We start from the raw sequence: 18,607 nt of genomic DNA, 5'->3' as shown, positions 1-18,607 counted from the left end.
GCCGACGATGTACGCTCCCGCCCGTTCTGTGCCCCGTGCCCGCCGCGCCGCCGTCGCCGCGCCGCGCCCAGCCCTCCCCGGACCTCGTCGAGGCGCGGTCCGGACCCGTCTGGCCGCGCTCGCCGCGCTCGCCGCCGTCCTGTTCGCCGCCGGCTGCGCCGGTGACGCCGGCGGATCGGGCGGCGACGCGAGGTGGCAGGCCGGTCAGGGCGGCGGGTCGACCGGCGCGGCCGGACCCGCCACCGGTGACCAGCCCGCGGCGCCGAACGCCCCCGACGAGCCGTCGATCTCGCTCACCGCGACCGGCGACGTGATCATGGGCAACGCCCCGGACCGGCTGCCGCCCAACGGTGGCAAGGGCTTCTTCGACGACGTGAAGTCGGCGCTCAAGGGTGACCTGGTGATGGGCAACCTGGAGGAGCCGCTCACCGACGACACCGGCGCCGGCAAGTGCGGCCCGCAGCCGAAGAACTGCTACCAGTTCCGGGCGCCGCCCGGCTACGCCGCGCACCTGCGCTCGGCCGGGTTCCAGCTGCTCAACCAGGCCAACAACCACGGCTACGACTACGGCCGCCAGGGCTACGAGAACACCCAGTCGGCGCTGGAGGCGCACGGGCTCAAGCACACCGGCGCGCCCGGGGAGATCACCGTGGTGGACGTCAAGGGCGTCAAGGTCGCCGTGGTGGGCTTCTCGTCGTACCCCTGGTCCAACAGCCTGGTCGACCTGAACGCCGCCAAGCAGGTGATCGAGATGGCCAAGGAGGCGGCCCAGATCGTCGTGGTGCAGGTGCACATGGGCGCCGAGGGGTCGGACAAGACCCGGGTGAAGCCGGGCACCGAGATGTTCTTCGGCGAGAACCGTGGCGACCCGATCCGCTTCTCCCGCACCGTCATCGACGCCGGGGCCGACCTGGTCATCGGCCACGGTCCGCACGTGCTTCGCGGGATGGAGTTCTACAAGGGGCGGCTGATCGCGTACAGCCTGGGCAACTTCGCCGGCGGCGGGAAGTCGCTGAACAGCTCCGGGCGACTCGGCTGGGGCGGCGTGCTCAAGGTGTCGCTCACCGCCGAGGGGAAGTTCGTCGGCGGCACGTTCACCTCCACCGTGATGAACGGAGTGGGACGCCCGTCGGTCGACCGGCAGAACCGTGGCCTCGGGCTGGTCCGCGAGCTGAACGGGGCCGACTTCCCGGACACCGGCGCGAAGCTCGACGCGACCGGGAGGATCACCGCGCCCGCGGGTGGCTGAGCGCACGACCACCGCGCCGAGCCGCCGGAGCGTCGGCCCCGCGACGTAGGCTGGCCCACGTGACCACGCGCTCCCCCGAGACCGACCTCGGCCGTACGCGCCGCGCCCGGCGCATCGGCCGCGTGCTGACCGAGACGCACCCCGACGCGCACTGTGAACTCGACCACTCCAACGCGCTGGAGCTGGCCGTCGCGACGATCCTGTCCGCCCAGTGCACCGACAAGAAGGTCAACGAGGTCACGCCGAAGCTGTTCGCCCGCTACCGCACCGCGGCCGACTACGCCGGGGCGGACCGCGCCGAGCTGGAGGAGCTGATCCGGCCCACCGGGTTCTACCGCAACAAGACCAGCTCCCTGATCAACCTCGGGCGCGCGCTCTGCGAGCGGTACGACGGCGAGGTGCCCGGGCGGCTCGACGACCTGGTGACCCTGCCCGGGATCGGCCGCAAGACCGCGAACGTCATCCTCGGCAACGCCTTCGGCGTCCCCGGCATCACCGTCGACACGCACTTCCAGCGGCTGGTGCAGCGGTGGGCGCTCACCACCGAGACCGACCCGGTGAAGATCGAGCACGCGATCGGCGCGCTCTACCCGAAGCGCGACTGGACGATGCTGTCGCACCGGGTGATCTTCCACGGCCGCCGGGTCTGCCACGCCCGCAAGCCCGCCTGCGGCGCGTGCACGCTGGCGAAGCTGTGTCCCGCGTACGGCACCGGGCCGACCGAGCCGGCCGCCGCGGCCAAGCTGCTCAAGGGCCCCCGGGCCCGTGACCTGGCGGTGGCCGTCGGCCTCGACCCCGACCTGGTGCCGCAGCAGGCCGCCGCGGCGGACGTGCCGTGATGCGCCGTCTCGCGTACCTTCTCGTCCCGCTGCTGCTCGCGGTGGCGGGCTGCACCGCCACGGCCGACGAGCCGGAACGTCCGGCGCCGGCGACCCGGGCCGAGCGCCCCTCGCCGTTCGCCGACTGTGCTCCGCTGACCGTCGTGCCCGCCGCCGCGGCTCCGACGCCCGCCGGTAAGGCCGGGGACCAGCTCCCCGACCTGACGCTCAACTGCTTCACCGGCGGCGCGCCGGTGAACCTGCGCGACGTCAAGGGCCCGGCGGTGATCAACGTGTGGGCGTCCTGGTGCCCGCCGTGCCGCAAGGAGCTGCCCGCGTTCCAGCGGCTCAGCGAGCGGGCCGACGGCCGGTTCCAGGTCATCGGCGTGAACAGCCGGGACAGCCGCGGCGGCGCGCAGTCCATCGGCGAGGACTACGGCGTCGGCTTCCCGATGCTGCTCGACCAGGGCGACGCGTTCCAGCGCGCGCTGGAACGCAACGCGTTCCCGCTCACAGTGCTCGTCGACGCCGACGGGCGGATCCGGCACACCGACGCCACCGGCGCGCTCGACGACGCCCGCCTCGCCGCGCTGCTCCAGCGCCACCTCGGGGTGAAGGTATGACCCGACGGCCGCCGGGGTGGTTCGACCCGCTGCTGGGCCGGCTCGGCACCGCGCGCGCGGAAGACTTCACCCGCATCGTCACGCCGGAGCGCGGCGGCCGGGAGAGCGCCGTGCTGGTGCTGCTCGGTGAGGAGCCCGGCGCCGGGCCGGACGTGCTGGTCCTCCAGCGCGCCGCGACGCTGCGCAACCACGCCGGTCAGCCGGCGTTTCCCGGCGGCGCCGCCGACCCGGAGGACGCCGACGCCCGCGCCACCGCGCTGCGCGAGGCGAACGAGGAGGTCGGGCTCGACCCCGGCAGCGTCACCGTGCTGGCCGAGCTGCCCCGGCTCTGGATCCCGGTCAGCGACTTCGTGGTCACGCCGGTGCTCGCCTGGTGGCACGACCCGCACCCGGTGCACCCGCGCGAGCCGGCCGAGGTCGCGCACGTGGCCCGGCTGCCGGTCACCGAGCTGGTCGACCCGGAGAACCGGATGCGGGTCCGTCATCCGAGCGGCTGGACCGGCCCGGCGTTCTCGGTGCGCGGCATGCTGGTCTGGGGCTTCACCGCCGGCGTGATCGACCGGTTGCTGGAGATGGGCGGCTGGTCCCGGCCCTGGCCGCGCTCACAGGTGGTGGAGCTGCCGCCGGTCGACGCCACACCCGCGCCGTCGGCGGGCACCGAACCGGCCGACGAGACACCCGTGCGTTGATCACCGGTACGCATCCTCGGGTCACGTTCCGCGAGCGCTGAGCCGAGCACGGGCCCGGTGCCCGTACCCTTGGGGCGTGTCCGCCGTGGATCTCGTCCTTCTCCTGCTCATGCTCGTGTTCGCGATCAGCGGATACCGTCAGGGTTTCGTCATCGGGGCCCTGTCGTTCTCCGGCTTCTTCCTGGGCGCGCTGCTCGGCCTCCAGGTCGGGCCGCTGATCGCCCAGCAGTTCACGGCGAGCGGCACCCGCGTGCTGGTCTCCCTGGTGGCGATCTTCGGGCTCGCGGTGCTCGGGCAGGCGCTGGCCGGCTGGCTCGGCTCCAACCTGCGGGCGGCCATCACCGGGCCGGCCGGGCGGAAGGTCGACGACGTCGGCGGCGCGTTCATCTCGGTCATCGCGGTCATGCTGGTGGCCTGGCTGGTCGCCGTGCCGCTCGGCTCCTCCTCGGTGCCGTGGCTGGCCTCCTCGGTCCGTAACAGCGCGCTGCTCACCGTCGTCGACCAGGTGCTGCCGGACAAGGCGCAGGACCTGTCCACCGCGCTGCGCGACACCGTCGACACCAACGGCTTCCCGGACGTGTTCGGCGATCTCGCGCCGACCCGGGCCCGGCAGGTCGCCCCGCCCGACCCGGCGTTGGCCAACTCGCAGGTGGTGCAGAACAGCAGGCGGTCGGTGGTGAAGGTGCTCGGCTCCGCGCCGAGCTGCTCGCGCCGCATCGAGGGCTCCGGCTTCGTGTACGCCGACGACCGGGTGATGACGAACGCGCACGTGGTCGCCGGCACCCGCTCGGTGGCGGTGGAGCTGCGCGGCGAGCGGTACGACGGCGAGGTCGTCGTCTACGACCCGGACCGGGACCTCGCCGTGCTCTACGTTCCCGGGCTGCCCGGCCCGTCGCTGCGCTTCGCCGCCGGTCAGGCCGCCACCGGCGCGGACGCGATCGTGCTCGGCTTCCCGCTCGACGGCCCGTACGACGCCCGCCCGGCCCGGATCCGGGACGTCGACCGGATCACCGGTCCGGACATCTACTCGGCCGGGGACGTCACCCGGGAGATCTACACGATCCGGGCGCTGGTCCGCAGCGGCAACTCCGGTGGCCCGCTGGTCTCCTCGAACGGTCTGCGCGAGCAGGGCGAACGGGATCATCACCAGGAACGCGGCGGCGGTGGCCAGGGAGAGCCGCAGACCCAGTGAGTGGTCCCGGTCGAGGCGGCGGCTCCGCCACGACCGGCGGCGCGTGACAGTCGCCCCGGTGGTGTCCATGGGGGCTTCCCTACCCAGGAACGGGCGCGGTCAGACCACCGCGTCGGTCAGCGACGGATCTGCCGGAACCGGCGCACCATCAGCGCGCTGCCGGTGATCAACGCCACGAACAGCGCCAGGCCGCTCCAGAGCCGCTCCGGGGCGCCCACGACGGTCTGCCCCGCCGGCAGCGCCGACCAGCCCTCCGGCCTGCGCCCCAGCGGGTCGCCGCCGCGGCCCGCCGCCGCGGCCCGGGTGTCGCGTCCGTCCTCCGGGGCCGGCCCGAAGCCCACCACGCCGGGAGAGTCGTTGTCGTCCAGCGGGTTGTGACCCACCGACGGCACGTCGGCGGTCAGCGCCGCCACCGGGTCCACCAGGCCGTAGCCGAACCGGTCGTCGCGTCCGGTCGGGCCGAGGTCCCGGGCGGTGCTGATCAGCCGGTTGACCACGTCCCCGGCGGACATCTTCGGGTACCGCGAGCGGACCAGCGCGGCGGTCGCGGCCACCAGCGGCGCGGCGAAGCTCGTCCCCTGCACCCGCCAGTAGCCCCCCTCCGGCCGCGCGCCGTAGAGCGCGGTGGCGGGTGCGCTGAGGACCGTCTCGTGGCCGGTGATCGAGCCGGACCAGAGGTTCTCGCCGGAGCGTTCCAGCCCGGCGACGGCCAGCACGCCGGGCTCCCGGGCCGGATACCAGACCTTGGTGGTCGTCGAGGTGGCCAGGTTGCCGGTGCAGGCGACCACCACCACGTCCCGGGCGAAGGCGTAGTCGAGCGCCGCGGCCAGGGCCGCGCTGTCGCTGCTGCCGCCCAGCGACAGGTTGACCACTCCGGCGCCGTTGTCCACCGCCCAGCGCACCGCCTTGGCGATGATGAGCGCGTCGTCGTAGCGGTTCTCGGCGTCGAGCACCCGGACCGGGAGGATCTTGGCGTCCGGCGCCAGCCCCACCACGCCCCGGTCGTCGTCGGCCCGCCCGGCGATCAGCCCGGCCACGGTGGTGCCGTGCCCCACCGGATCAGGCCCGTCCGAGCCGTCCGGAGTCACCAGGTCGAGGCCGGGCAGGACCTGGCCGGCCAGGTCGGGATGCGATCCGTCCACACCGGAATCGATCACCGCGACCACCACGCCGCGCCCGGTCGAGGTGCGCCAGGCGGTCTTCGCCCGCAGCTTCTCCAACTGCCACTGCTCGTCGCGGACGTGGTCGCCGCGGAGCACCCGGTCGGGAGCCGCCAACTGCCGCTGAGAGGCGGCGACCGGGACGGACGGCGCGGCCTGTGCCGGCGGCGTCAGCGGACCGGCGACGACGACCAGCGCCGACGCGACGGCCAGCAACGCGCGCCGGGCGACGCGCCGGGGCGGCCCACCGGGCAGGCCCTGCCGATCCCTGGTCACATTCCCCAGCCGTTCCGTCGCGTCAGACACATGCCGCTCGGAGATTACCGGTTGTCCCGGCCGTCACGGGCCAACTCGGCACTTCGGATCACCCGGGCGGAAGATGCGCCACCTGCACCAGGCGCACCCCCTCACGACGGGTGACCAGACGGGCCCGGCCCGGCGGCAGCGGCCCGGCCTTCACCTGACCGACGAGCGCGCCCTCCTCCGGGCCGCCCGACATCACCAGCCCGGCCGTGGACAACTCCCGCAGTCGCTGCACGATCGGCTCGTACGCGGTCCGTCCCGCCCCGCCGGTCCGCCGCGCCAGCACCAGATGCAGCCCGACGTCCCGGGCGTGCGGCAGGTGCTCCTCCAGCGCGCGCAGCGGGTTCGTCGGGCCGCCGGCCACCAGGTCGTAGTCGTCCACCAGCACGAACAGCTCCGGCCCCTGCCACCAGGACCGGCTGCGCAGTTGAGCCGGGGTCACCTCCGGTCCGGGCTGCCGCCCCGCGAGGTAGCCGGCGGCCGACTCGATCAGCTCGGCGGTGTGCGGCGCCGCCGTGCCGTACCCGATCAGGTGTGGAGTGTCGATCACGCCCATCAGGCTGCGCCGGTAGTCCACGAGCATCACCCGGGCCTGCTCCGGGGTGAACCGGTTGACGATCGACGTGGCGAGCGCGCGCAGGAACGACGACTTGCCGCACTCGGCGTCGCCGAAGACCATGAAGTTCGGCTCGGTGGCGAAGTCCAGCACCACCGGGGCGAGGTCCGCCTCCGCCACGCCGATCGGGAACGCCAGCCCGGTTGTCGCGCTCTGGTCCAGCTCGGCGTAGGGCAGCACCGGCGGCAGCAGCCGCACCCGGGGCGCGGGCGGACCGGTCCACGCCCCGGCGACCGCCTTCACCAGGTCGGCGGTCTCGCCGCCGAGCGCGTCGACCCGGGGCACGGCGGTGAGGAAGTGCAACCCGCCGGCGGTGATGCCCCGCCCCGGCCGCTCCTCCGGCACCGTCGCCGCCAGCGCCCGCTTGACCACCACCGAGTCGGCCGGGTCGCCCAGGCGCAGCTCCAGGCGGGAGCCGAACAGGTCGCGGATCGCCGGGCGGAAGTCCGACCAGCGCAGCGCGGTCGCCACCACGTGCACCCCGTACGCCAGGCCGCGAGTGGCCAGTTCGGTGACCAGCGGTTCCAGGTCCTCGTACTCGCCGCGCAGGGTGTTCCAGCCGTCCACCACCAGGAACACGTCGCCGAAGGCGTCGGTCGCGCCCGCCGCCCGGCGCTGTCGCCACGCGGCCATCGACTCCACGCCCGCCTCGGCGAAGCGCCGCTCCCGCTCCGCGAGCAGGCCGGCGACCTCGCCGACGGTACGGCGCACCGCGGTGCCGTCGGAGCGCCCGGTGACACCGCCCACGTGTGGCAGGTCGCGCAACGTGCCCAGCGTGCCGCTGCCGAAGTCGAGGCAGTAAACCTGCACCTCGGCCGGGGTGTGGGTGAGCGCCAGCGCGCAGACCAGGGTGCGCAGCAGGCTGGACCGGCCGCTGCGGGTGGTGCCGACCACCGCGACGTGCCCGGCCGCGCCGTCCAGCGCCAGCCAGAGCAGGTCACGCCGCTGCTCGAACGGCTTGTCCACCACCGCCACCGGCACCTGCAGCGCCCCGTGCAGCTCCGGGTTGGCGACGGTGAGCCCGCGTACCGGGTCGGCGCCGACCGGGCCGAGCAGCTCGTCCAGGGCGGGCGAGGCGTCCAGCGGCGGCAGCCACACCTGGTGCGCCGGCGGGCCCTGCCCGGACAGCCGGTCCACCAGCAGGTCCAGCAGCGTCTCGCCGCTGTCGTCCTCGGCGGGGAGAGCGGCGGGCGTGGCCGGCTCGGGCACCGGCACCAGATGGGTGGAGAAGGCGAGCACCCGCGACTCACCGGCGTCGGGCGCGCCCGCCGGCCCGCCGCGCCGGTGGACCGCGCCGGAGACGTACGCGGCCTTGAACCGCACCAGCGGGTCGGTGCCGGAACGCAGGTAGCCGTGCCCCGGGCTGCGCGGCAGTTCGTGCGCGTCCGGCACGCCCAGCACCGTCCGCGACTCCAGCGCCGAGAACGTCCGCAACCCGATCCGGTACGACAGGTGCGTGTCCAGCCCGCGCAACCGCCCCTCCTCCAGCCGCTGGCTGGCCAGCAGCAGGTGCACCCCGAGCGACCGGCCCAGGCGGCCGATCTGCACGAACAGGTCGATGAAGTCGGGCTTGGCGGACAGCAGCTCGGAGAACTCGTCGCAGATCAGCAGCAGTGACGGCAGCGGCGCCAGCGGCGAGCCGGCCGCCCGGGCGCGCTCGTAGTCGCGCACGCTCGCGAAGTTGCCCGCCCGGCGCAGCAGTTCCTGCCGGCGCATCAGCTCACCGTTTATCGCGTCCACCATCCGGTCCACCAGTGGCAGCGCGTCAGCCAGGTTGGTGATCACGGCGGCGGTGTGCGGCAGCCGCTCGAACGGCGCGAACGTGGCACCGCCCTTGAAGTCGACGAGCACGAAGTTGAGCTGCTCCGAGCTGTGCGTGGCGGCCAGCCCGAGCACGAGCGTGCGCAGCAGCTCCGACTTGCCGGAGCCGGTCGCGCCGATCAGCAGGCCGTGCGGGCCCATGCCGTCCTGAGCCGACTCCTTCAGGTCGAGGTCGATCGCGCCGCCGTCCGCGCCAACCCCGATCGGCACCCGCAGCCGGTCCCGCGCGGCCCGGGGCGCCCAGCCCTGCTCTGCGGTGAAGCCGTCCGGGTCACCGAGCCCGAGCAGCTCGGGCAGGCCGGGTTCGGCGCCGGGCGGCGCGTCCGGCCCGCGTACCGTGCCGGCGAGCCGCAGCGGCGCGAGCCGCCGGGCCACCGCCTCGGCGTCGGCGGTCGCCAGCGCGTCGGCGGCGCCCACCTCGGCGTGCCCCTCGGCGGAGTGCGAGTGCAGCCGGCCGTCGACCAGGTCGAGCAGGAGGGCGTACCGGTCGAGCAGCCGGGGCGGCGGGGTGTCCAGGTCGAGCACGGTGACCGCGTCGATGCCGCCGTCGCCGGCCAGGTCGGTGGCCCCGGTCAGGTCGCCGCCGTCGAGCACCACCACGACGTGCGGCCCGTCCGTGGCCACGCCGTGCGGACTGAACCGCGACCGGGCGCCGAGCACGTCGTGCAGCAGCCGTTCCAGGTCGGCGGCGGAACTGGTGACCAGCCGCACCGGGCCGAGCGCGTCGGTACGGCTCGGGTGGTGGGCGTGCGGCAGCCACTTGACCCACTCCCAGGCGGCCCGGCGTTCCGGCCCGGAGCAGACCGCGATCAGCAGCTCGTCCGGCGCTTGGAAGACGGCGAGCTGGGTGAGCACCGCCCGGGCCAGCGCCTGCGCGGCGGGCGATCCGGTGCCGCGTACCGGGCCGGCCGGCCCGCGCACGAAGACCCGGGCGAAGCTGCGCAGCGACAGCGCCACCGGCAGGTCCGGCACCACCGAGTACGCGTCCAGGAAGCGCCGCAGCGCCCCGGCCGTCATCGGCTCCAGCTCCTCCAGCGGGCGGGTGACCGGCGGGACCAGCGGGGTGGCCAGCGTCTGCGGCCCGACACCGACCCGGACCACGGCGAAGTCCCCGTCGCCGGGCCGCCGTTCCCAGACCCGGTGGCTGTCGACAGTCGACCAGAGTCGCCCCGGATCGGGATGGCGGTAGGACAGGCCGGCACGCTGCGCGCCGGCGGTCTCCCGTACGCGGCGGCGCAGCGTGGCCAGGTGCCGCAGGTACTCCCGGCGGGCGGCCATCAGCTCGGACTTCTTCGGCCCGGCGCTGCCCCAGGTGGTCACCAGCATCGCCAGCGAGGAGAGGCCGAACATGCCGCCCACCACGTACGAGTAGGCCCCGCCGCCCCGGCCGAACATCATCGCCATGGCCACCGTCCCGCCGAGCATCGGCAGCACCATCAGCGCCTGCTGCCAGCGCCCGCCGGCAGCCACCGGGATCTCCGGCGGGGCCTCGACCGGCAGCTCGCCGACCGGGATCTCCGGGGCCGGGCGGCGTGGAGGCCGCTTGATGACGACAGTGGACACTCACCCTCCCCGGAAGTGGCTCTGGGTAACCCGAGCCTGGCTCATCGTAGGTAAAGTCCTCTCGTCCGTCAGCCCACTGTTCCCGCTCGATATGGAGGTGCCTCGATGACAAGCGGGCTCGCCCGGGTCACCATCAGCGCGCCCCGGCGGCGGGTCGACGTGGCCCTACCGGAGCAGGTCCCCCTGGCCGAGCTGCTGCCCGAGGTGCTCCGGCACGCCGGGGAAGGCCTGGCCGACGACGGGGAACGGCACGGCGGCTGGGTGCTGCGCCGCACCGACGGCGGGGTGCTCGCCACCGCGCAGGCGCTCCTGCCGCAGGGCGTCCGCGACGGCGAGGTGCTGCACCTGGTGCCGGCCCGTGCCGAGTGGCCCGAGCTGGAGTACGACGACGTGGTCGAGGCGATAGTCGACGGGGCCCGGCGCCGGGGCGCCGCCTGGACGGGCCGCGCCACAAGGGCCGCCGCGCTCGGCGGCGCCGCCGTACCCCTGGCCGTCGGGCTGGTCGCCGTGGTCGCGGCCGGATCGGCCGGCGCCGTGGGCTCGACCGGCGCGGCGGGTTCGGAGCCGGTGGCCGGGTGGCCGAGGTGGGCGGCCAGCGCCTCGATGGTCGGGTACTCCCAGATCAGGGTCGCGGACAGGGTACGGCCCAGCCACGTCTCCAGTTCGCCCACGAGCCCGACCATCTCCACCGACTGCAGCCCGTACGTGGCGACGGGCCGGGTGGGGTCCACCGCCTGCGGGCTGATCCCCAGCCGGGCGGCCAGCTCCGCCACGAGGCGCTGCTCGACCTCGGCGCGACCGGGCGCGGCCACGGCCGGTGCCGGCGTGCTGCCCGCACCGCCGGTGACGTGTTCCGGGTCGGCCGCGCTCCAGCGCGCCAGCACCGTGAGGTCGCCGGTGAGGAAGGACTGCCGGGCGGCCCGCCGTTGCAGCTTTCCGCTGGAGGTCTTCGGGATGCTGCCCTGCTTGATCAGGACCACGTCGTGCACCTGGAGGCCGTGCTCCTGGGCGACCGCGCCGCGGATCGCCGTGACGACGCGCTCGGCGTCGAGCCGGGCGCGGCTGCCGCCGACCTCCTGGATGACGACGAGCCGCTCCTCGCCGTCGACCTCCACCGAACAGGCCACGCCGCAGCCCGGACGCAGCGTCGGATCGCTCTGCTCGACCGTCACCTCGATGTCGCTCGGGTAGTGGTTCCGCCCGGCGATGATGATCAGGTCCTTGTGCCGGCCGGTGACGAACAGCTCCCCGTCGTCGGTCAGGAAGCCCAGGTCGCCGGTGCGCAGGAACGGGCCGTCGCCGCTGCCGGCGAGCCGGGCCCGGAAGGTCTCCTCGCTCTCCTGCGGGCGTCCCCAGTAGCCCTGGGCGACGCTGCCGCCACCGAACCAGATCTCGCCGACCCGGCCGGCCGGGAGCCGCTCGCAGGTAGCGGGGTCGACGATGACCAGCTCGTGCCCGGCGGCCGCCGTTCCGCAGCTGACGAGCGTCCGGCTCTCCTCGTCCGGGCCGGCCTCGACCGCCCGGTTGTCGGCGAGGTCGGCGGCACGCACCCGGCGTACTGCCGGTTCGGTGCCGGCCAGCCCGCCGGCGACGAACAGCGCCGCCTCGGCCAGGCCGTAGCAGGGGTAGAAGGCCTCGCGGCGGAACCCGCTGGGCCCGAAGGCCGCCACGAACCGGTCGATGGTCTCGGCCCGGACCGGCTCGGCCCCGCTGAACGCCAGCCGCCAGCTGCTCAGGTCCAGCGCCGCGCGTTCGTCCGCGGTGGTCTTCGCCAGGCACAGCTCGTAACCGAAGTTGGGGCTGCCGCTGAGCGTGGCCCGGTAGGTGGAGATGGCCTGCAGCCAGCGGAGCGGGCGCTTGAGGAACGACGTCGGTGACATGAAGGTCGCCGGGAACCCGGCGTAGAGCGGCTGCAGCATGGCGCCGATCAGCCCCATGTCGTGGTACGGCGGCAGCCAGCTCACCAGCCGGGTGGTCTCGACGTCGGTGATGAAACGCTGGTTCGTCACCTCGAGGTTGGCCAGCAGGTTGGCGTGGCTGAGCACCACGCCCTTCGGCCGCCCGGTGGAGCCGGACGTGTACTGGAGGAACGCCACGTCGTCACCGCCGAGGCCGGGCTCGCGCCACCCGTCGGCCACGGCCGGGTCGATCCGGTCGACGGCCTGCCAGACGAGCGAGCCCAGCGCGGGCGCCAGCGCGGTGATCTGGCCGGCCATCGCGGTGATCTCCGCCGGCGCGAGCACGACAGCGGGACGGGCGTCCTGGATCACGCCGATCAGCCGGGGCAGGGTCCGCTTGAGCAGCACCGGGTTCGGCGGATACACCGGTACGGCGATCACCCGGGCGTAGAGGCAGCCCAGGAACGCGGCGAGGTAGTCCAGGCCCGGCGGGCAGACGATGAGCGCCCGCTCGCCCTCGTTCACGCGCTCTCGCAACGTGGCGGCGATGGCCCGGGCCCGCCGATCCATGTCGGCGTTGGAAATGGCGACCTCGTCGTTCTCGCCGTCGGCCAGGAACCGATAGGTCACGCCGTCCGGACGGTCGAGAAGGACCGCACGGAACCGGTCGACCAGGGTGCCGGGTTTCGGCGGTTGACCAGCGCGAGCGGCGGACCCGGCCGACTGTCGCACTGGGTCGGCCGCATCGCCTCGTCCTGGCAGGGAAACGCCCACGATCCGATTCCTTCTGACGTCCGGTAAAGGCACAGCAGGTCCGGCACGAATGCATGATTAATGCTGCGTTCGCACCACGTTAATAGTCCGGAAAGCACGTTCTGGACTTCGCGAAAGGATCCGCGTTCGTCCCGCCGACTACCAGGACGGCGGCGGCACCAGCATCCCGGCGTCCATCGGCGAGTGTCAACCCTGATCGTTGATAAAGTTTGTGTAACTCGGTTTTCCCAGGAGGCGCAAGCAACGCACCGAGCGCCAACTCTCCGACAGGCGGGAACGATTTTCATAACTGCAGGTGAACGCAGCTCTGCCACTGCTGTCGGATAATTGCGCGCCACTTACCCGACAGTCGACCCGGAGCAGCGTCCCGCCCGGCAGGGAGCGCGCAAAAGCGCAGGCCGTAGGCCATCACGGCATACACAACGGCGCGCCTTGCCGCAGGGAAAACGCGGGCGAACGCGCGTACGGCGGCCCACGTGCCCCGCTGCGCCATGCCCGTGACAGATGGTGCGCTTCAGCCAAGAAGCGCGTCGGCGGGCGTCATCCGCCCCGCCTATGCCGTCCTCGCCGCACATATTGACGAGTGGAATAAACGCCGTCGTGTACGGGCCTGAAACTCCTGGCCAAGGCCCGCCTGATAGCCGATGACATCATCCAGACTACCTCCCCCGGAGCGCAGCATAACACCAGGCGTCGCTCTGCGTTGCCCGTCGATCACGCCAATCAGGGCCGCCAATCCGGGCAGCCAAGATCAGTATGCTCACGACACTCCACGCGACCTGCGGAAATGGCTTCCGCATCCGGATCGGGGCGCGCGATAAGCGCGTCGACCAAAGTAAAGGAGTGGGCGAAAACAAGAGGAAGAAGTCCTCAAAATTGCCCTGATCCACGGGGTTGACTTCTCGCCCAGGAGCCCGTGCCGGCCGGTCTCATCCACCCGTGCCGCAATCACGGACTGGAGGGACATGTCCGTCTCATGTGGAATCAGCGCCTTATCGGAGACAGTTCCTACTGCGGAGAAGAGCCGGATAATGAGGTCTTGTTCGGGATCTGGCCGTAAAGACGCGGGATATCCAATCGCTGATTCACCTGTCAGCGATCAGACGCCGCGCGCCGCTGCCGGTGGCGCCACTCCCCCGGCGGCGGACCGGGCGTGCGCCATCGCACGCCCGGTCCGGACGTCACGGGCAGGGCCGGCCCGGGCAGACGTCGATCACCTTGCCGGTGAGCAGGAAGACGGCCTTCTGCCGCTGCGCGCCGGGCTGCGCGCGGGGGAACTCGTGCGAGTCCTCGCCGTACTCCGGTCCGGCCGGGGCGAGGTTCGTCGGCGGTGGCGCGTACGCCGCGCCGCTGTTCCAGACCACCATGGCCGAGCCCGCGTACGGGTACCTGCGGATCGGCGCGATGCCCCAGAACGGGCGCACGTCCGGTGACCAGCCGTCGGCGAGCGCCGGAGTGTGCAGGCGGGCGCCGATGGTGCGGGCCTGCACCTCCGCCGCCGCGGTGGAGACCTGCTGGTCGGCGAAGGCCACGTGCATCAGGACCCGGTGCGCCGGGGTACGCGGCAGCGGGCGGTCGGTCATGTGCTGGGCGTACCCGTTGGCCTCGGACCGGTCCCACAGCATCTGCAACAACCCGAAGACGAGCTGCTGATCGATCTTGTCCGGGTAGTAGCCGTCCATGACGGTCTGGAACGGGGCGAAGTCGACGCTGCGCTGCAGCAGCGTGGAGTAGTTCATCGCGGGCACGCCGAGCACCGAGCGGGTCCAGTCCTGGGCGATGGCGGTCAGCGCGCCGCCGTTGATGCCGCCCTGGCTGTTGCCGTCGTAGTGCAGCCCGCCGGCCACGTCGATCAGCGGCCGTCCGGCGGCGTCGCGGAACGCCGGATGGCCGGCGAACCCGTTGCGATGGATCATCGTCCGGCCGAGGAAGAGGAAGTTCAGGAAGCTCTGCTGGAGCCGGTCGGCCACCGCCGGGAAGGCGCTGAGGTCGGTGAAGGCGCCCGCCACGTACGGGACGTCGGCCGCCGCCATGCCGATCCAGCTGGTCGCGCAGAAGGTGAAGTCGTACGTCTGCGACATCGTCTTGACGTTGCCGGCGTTGATCTCGGTGGGCCGGCCGAGCAGCCCGTGGCCGTAGAGCGACAGGTGGGCTGGCTTCGTGGCGGACGCGCTGCGCGGGATGTTGCAGACGAAGTCGGCCGCCACCGTCGTGCCGGACGGTGTGGGCAGCGCGTTCGGCGTCGGCGGCGTGCCGTCGCCGCCGGGCGGACCGTAGTGCAGCCGGGAGCCCGGTCCCCCGTCACCGGTCAGATAGGACGGCACGGCGACGGTGCCGGTCACCTGCCGGGCGATCAGCGGGTCCTGCTCGGGCGTGTAGTCGGTGACCTGGCTGACGGTGAACGAGGGAGCGCGGCGGCCGAGCGCGGCGAACGCGCCGTCCCGGACCGCCAGCATCCGCCCGGTCAGACCGTGCCGGCTGGCGACGGTGAAGTCCCAGGCCAGGTAGAGGCTGTGCCGCTTGACGCCGGCCCGGGTCAGGTCGGCGAGGATCCGTTTCATCTGAGGCGCGCGCGGGTCACGCCGGTCCAGGCCCGCGCCGGTCACGTAACTGCGGAACGCCTTCGGGGCCGGGATCAGCGCGCCGTCGCCGTCGCGCATGCCGCGCAGGCCGACGACGTACCGGGCGCCCTCGGTCAGCGCGACCGCCGGCCGGATGATCAGCACCTGCCGGTCCGGGTTGCCGGCGGCGTGCGCGTCCAGTTCGGCCCAGTACGGCGTACGCCGCCCGGTGCGGGCGTCGAGCAGCACGATCGGCGCGTCCGGCGCCAGCGAGCGCGCGACGTCGGTGACCGGCGCGATCCGGGTCCGCGTGGCGTCGAGACCGGGTACGCGCGCCAGGATCGGCGAGCCGGGGCTGAACCCGTCCTGCCGGTTCCACTCCGCCGGGTCGATCGGTACGCCGAGCACGTTCGCCGGCATCGCGGAGGCGGCGAACCGCACCCGCTTGCCGGTCGGCGTGCTGCGGTCCGGCACGGTGAAGTAGTCGTTGGGGAACGGCAGCAGGCAGGCCGCCGGGTCGATCGGGTCGCAGGACCGGTTCGCGGCCGGCGCGGGCGGCGCCGCGGCGGCGCCGGAGCCGAGCAACACGGCCGATACGGTCACCAGCGCGGACACGGCGAGACGGAGCCGTCTGGGGGTGGGCACGCGCGTCTCCTTCGGCATCGGAGGGTGGTACGACGGTGGTGGATGGTGGTGCTCTTCCTACGCGCGTGCACGCATCCCGGCAAGGGATCGCCGTCGCGGCCGCCGCGCCCGGCAGCGCAGCAACCTTCCCGTGCTCAACTCGACAGCACGTGCCGGACGAGGTCCGGGCAGTGGGTCTTCCAGTTGAGCGCAGGTCCCTTCCTCATCAGGTCCAGGTTGAGCCGGCGAGCAGCCTTGACGATCTGCGGCCGGGTCAGCGCGTCGTGCGCGCTCTCGACCGACTCGAACTCCAGCGCCAAAACCCCCGGCCGGACGCGGTAGGGGGCCCGGGCCGCACCCATCGCTCGCAGCCGCAGCCGCGTGCGGAACTGTGACCGGGCCACGGTCTCGTCGATGTTCAGGCGGATGTGCGGAGCCTGCGGCCGCCGCCGGTCATGGCAGACGAACAGCGTCTCCAGCGCGTGCACGGAGACCGTGAACAGGCGCGGATAGCGGGCGGCGTTGGTGCCGGGCAGCGCGGTGAGCGTCCAGAAGTCACGCTCGGTCTGCTCCGGTGCGGGGATCGTGAGGCGCAGGTACGCCCCGACCAGACGGCCCATCTCGGCGGTGAACCGGGCATCGGCTCGTAGCCGGTCGAACTGGTGGCGGGTACGGCGGCGCAGGTCGGGATCCCCCTCGCCGAGCGCGAGGGGGATCCGGCACGGCTCGTGTCCGGCCAGCCAGCGTTGCTGCCGCGGCGGGGGCAGTATCCGGTCCAGGTCGGCGGCGCCGAGCCGGCCGGCGGTGTGTACGACGTTGCGCAGCCGCACCCCGGCCGACTCCCGCCTGCGGATCTGATCCCGCTCCTCCTCGTCGAGCCGGTCGCGCGGCACCCGCCGGAAAGCGATCTCGACGATGTCGTGCCACTTCTGGCGGTGCATGCCGAACCGCGCCACCACGTCGACGGCCTGCCCCACGTACCGCTCACCGTCGGCGAAGGTCAGCTCGTAGATGCCGCACCGGCCGCGTGACCTGGGCAGCAGGTGCGCGATCGAGCCCGCCCCGTCGACAGCCACCCGGTCGACCTTCGCGTCGTCCACAGTGAACGATGATAGGAGCGGGAGCCACGGGCACCGGGGCTCAGGTCACGAACCCGGCGCCGCAGCGAGTCCCGGGGTGTCCGCCCGGCTCCGGCCTCCGTCCGGCGCGCCGAGCGCGGCGGACAGGTCCCGCCCGGCCTGCTCGATCCCACCGGCAGCCACCATGGCGAACACGAACCGGTCCGGCCGCAGCACCACCAGGTCGGCGCCGTGCCGTCGCAGCCACCTGCCGAGCACCCCCTCGGCGTCCACCACGTCGACCCGGTCCGGCCCGCCGGGTGCCGGAGGGCCGGCAAGCGGATCCGGCAGGTCGGCGAGCGACGTACCGCTCGGGTGGACCGCGACGAACCGCGCCGGCCGCCACGCTCCGAGCGGGTTGTCCACGCCGGCGCGGCCGAGCACGGCGAAACCGTCGCCGAGCACCTCGTCGAGCAGGCGCTCCCCGGGCACGCCCGGGACGAGGACCCGCGGCTGGGGGAACATCGTCCCGACCACGCCGGCGCGCCGCCCGCCGGCCATCAGGCCCCGCCGGTACGCCGGCACCGGCTTGAACTCGAAGCGCTCCACGAACCGCCGTACCCGGGGGATCGTCTGCACCGCCCGCAGCGCGGCGTCGCGCATTCCGGCGGTGACCCGGTTGCGGGCCAGGAAGACGTGCCCCAGCCGGACGCTCGTGCGCGCCATCTCCACCGTGTGCGGGCGCCGCTCGATCTCGTACGTGTCGAGCACTGCGGCGTCGGCGACGCCGGACAGCACCAGCGACAGCTTCCACGACAGGTTCGCCGCGTCGCGCAGGCCGCTGCACAGGCCCTGGCCCATGAACGGCGGCATCTGGTGGGCGGCGTCGCCGAGCAGGAACACCCGTCCCTCCCGCCACCGTCGCGCGATGAGGTGGTGGAAGGTGTAGACCACCGCGCGGGTGACTGTGAACCGGTCCGGGTCGACGTACGGCGAGACGAGCGCGGCGACGGTCCCGGGCCGCTGCATCTCGTCCTCGGTCTCCCCCGGGCGCAGCATGAACTCCATCCGGTAGCTGCCGGCCGCGCCCGGGGACACGAACGCCGGACGCCGCCAGTCGCAGACGAACCGGGTGTCCCCGACCCGTACCGCGTCGGGCGGCACGTCGCCGGAGACGGCCAGCCACGGCTCGGCGTAGCTCGCCCCGGACAGCGGGATCCGGACGGCGGCGCGGGTGGCGCTGCGCGCGCCGTCGCAGCCGAGCACGTACCGGGCGCGGACCGTCCGCCGCTGCCCGGTGGCCACGTCGGACAGCAGCACGGTGACCCCGTCCTCGTCCTGGGTGAGGCCGGCCATCTCGGTGCCGAGCGAGAGCTGCACGTGCGGGAACCGGTCCAGCCCGGTGCGCAGCGTGTGTTCCAGCCGAGGCTGGTCGAAGAAGCGCAGCGGCGCGTGCCCGTACCCGAAGTCCGTCTCGGACAGCGCCATCCGGGCGAAGACCCGGCCGGCGCCGTTGACGTATTCCACGAGCGGCGGCGCGACAGTGGCGTCGCGGATCTCGTCGAGCAGGCCGGCCTGCTGGTAGATGCGCATCGCCTCGTCGTCGCAGGAGAAGGCCCGCGGCTGGCCGTGCGCCGTCGCACTGCGCTCCACGACGA

Annotated in this window: 9 protein-coding genes and 4 pseudogenes; 6 read left to right on the top strand and 7 right to left on the bottom strand. The window is 73.5% G+C overall.

Annotated features, from left to right (window positions below):
* The first annotated feature begins 28 nt into the window (after positions 1-28).
* The 5 genes and pseudogenes from KBX39_RS04595 to KBX39_RS04575 form a co-directional block, all read left to right on the top strand.
* Entirely contained in the window at positions 29-1,249 is a 1,221-nt protein-coding gene (locus KBX39_RS04595; RefSeq protein ID WP_233607777.1) for a CapA family protein, read from the top strand.
* Between the two features lie 59 nt (positions 1,250-1,308).
* Positions 1,309-2,088, top strand: a complete 780-nt coding sequence (gene nth / locus KBX39_RS04590; RefSeq protein WP_064446796.1) for an endonuclease III — start codon at positions 1,309-1,311, stop codon at positions 2,086-2,088.
* A complete protein-coding gene (locus KBX39_RS04585) occupies positions 2,085-2,690 on the top strand; it encodes a TlpA disulfide reductase family protein (RefSeq protein ID WP_176722799.1) in 606 nt (201 codons plus the stop codon). Before nth ends, KBX39_RS04585 begins: the two co-directional genes overlap by 4 nt.
* Positions 2,687-3,379: a CoA pyrophosphatase gene (locus tag KBX39_RS04580; protein ID WP_210869309.1), complete on the top strand. Its 693-nt coding sequence runs from the start codon at positions 2,687-2,689 to the stop codon at positions 3,377-3,379. The genes KBX39_RS04585 and KBX39_RS04580 overlap by 4 nt, the downstream gene beginning before the upstream one ends.
* Positions 3,380-3,455: 76 nt before the next feature.
* Positions 3,456-4,499 (top strand): annotated as a pseudogene (locus KBX39_RS04575) (MarP family serine protease); the annotation flags it as partial.
* On the opposite strand, the pseudogene KBX39_RS33125 reads toward KBX39_RS04575, so the two are convergent.
* From KBX39_RS33125 to eccCa, 3 genes and pseudogenes are all read right to left on the bottom strand, one after another.
* A pseudogene (locus tag KBX39_RS33125) lies at positions 4,500-4,640 on the bottom strand (PA-phosphatase); the annotation flags it as partial.
* Between the two features lie 47 nt (positions 4,641-4,687).
* Positions 4,688-6,007, bottom strand: coding sequence for a type VII secretion-associated serine protease mycosin (gene mycP / locus KBX39_RS04570; RefSeq protein ID WP_082930992.1), 1,320 nt, complete (start codon positions 6,005-6,007; stop codon positions 4,688-4,690).
* A gap of 88 nt (positions 6,008-6,095) precedes the next feature.
* Positions 6,096-10,034, bottom strand: coding sequence for a type VII secretion protein EccCa (gene eccCa, locus KBX39_RS04565; protein ID WP_210869307.1), 3,939 nt, complete (start codon positions 10,032-10,034; stop codon positions 6,096-6,098).
* Positions 10,035-10,139: 105 nt separating this feature from the next.
* Between eccCa and KBX39_RS33120 the strand changes: the two are divergent.
* Positions 10,140-10,556: pseudogene (locus KBX39_RS33120) on the top strand (EsaB/YukD family protein); the annotation flags it as partial.
* Between the two features lie 71 nt (positions 10,557-10,627).
* Here KBX39_RS33120 and KBX39_RS04560 read toward each other — a convergent pair.
* The 4 genes and pseudogenes from KBX39_RS04560 to KBX39_RS04545 form a co-directional block, all read right to left on the bottom strand.
* Positions 10,628-12,562 (bottom strand): annotated as a pseudogene (locus tag KBX39_RS04560) (AMP-binding protein); the annotation flags it as partial.
* Between the two features lie 1,325 nt (positions 12,563-13,887).
* A complete protein-coding gene (locus KBX39_RS04555) occupies positions 13,888-15,912 on the bottom strand; it encodes a hypothetical protein (RefSeq protein ID WP_210869303.1) in 2,025 nt (674 codons plus the stop codon).
* Between the two features lie 134 nt (positions 15,913-16,046).
* Positions 16,047-16,991 (bottom strand): GIY-YIG nuclease family protein, encoded by a 945-nt coding sequence (locus tag KBX39_RS04550; protein WP_210869301.1) that lies wholly within the window; start codon positions 16,989-16,991, stop codon positions 16,047-16,049.
* Positions 16,992-17,036: 45 nt separating this feature from the next.
* Positions 17,037-18,607, bottom strand: a 1,571-nt coding sequence (locus tag KBX39_RS04545; protein ID WP_210869299.1) for a bifunctional 3-(3-hydroxy-phenyl)propionate/3-hydroxycinnamic acid hydroxylase, incomplete at its 5' end; no start/stop codon positions are given.

Source organism: Micromonospora sp. D75, assembly GCF_018070405.1.
In the GTDB taxonomy this organism is placed as follows: Bacteria; Actinomycetota; Actinomycetes; order Mycobacteriales; family Micromonosporaceae; genus Micromonospora; species Micromonospora chalcea.
This window is presented reverse-complemented; position numbering and strand designations above follow the sequence as displayed.

Bases quoted from the DNA above. Each gene is read 5' to 3' on its own strand.
- KBX39_RS04580 (WP_210869309.1), top strand. From the start codon at position 2,687: ATGACCCGACGGCCGCCGGGGTGGTTCGACCCGCTGCTGGGCCGGCTC.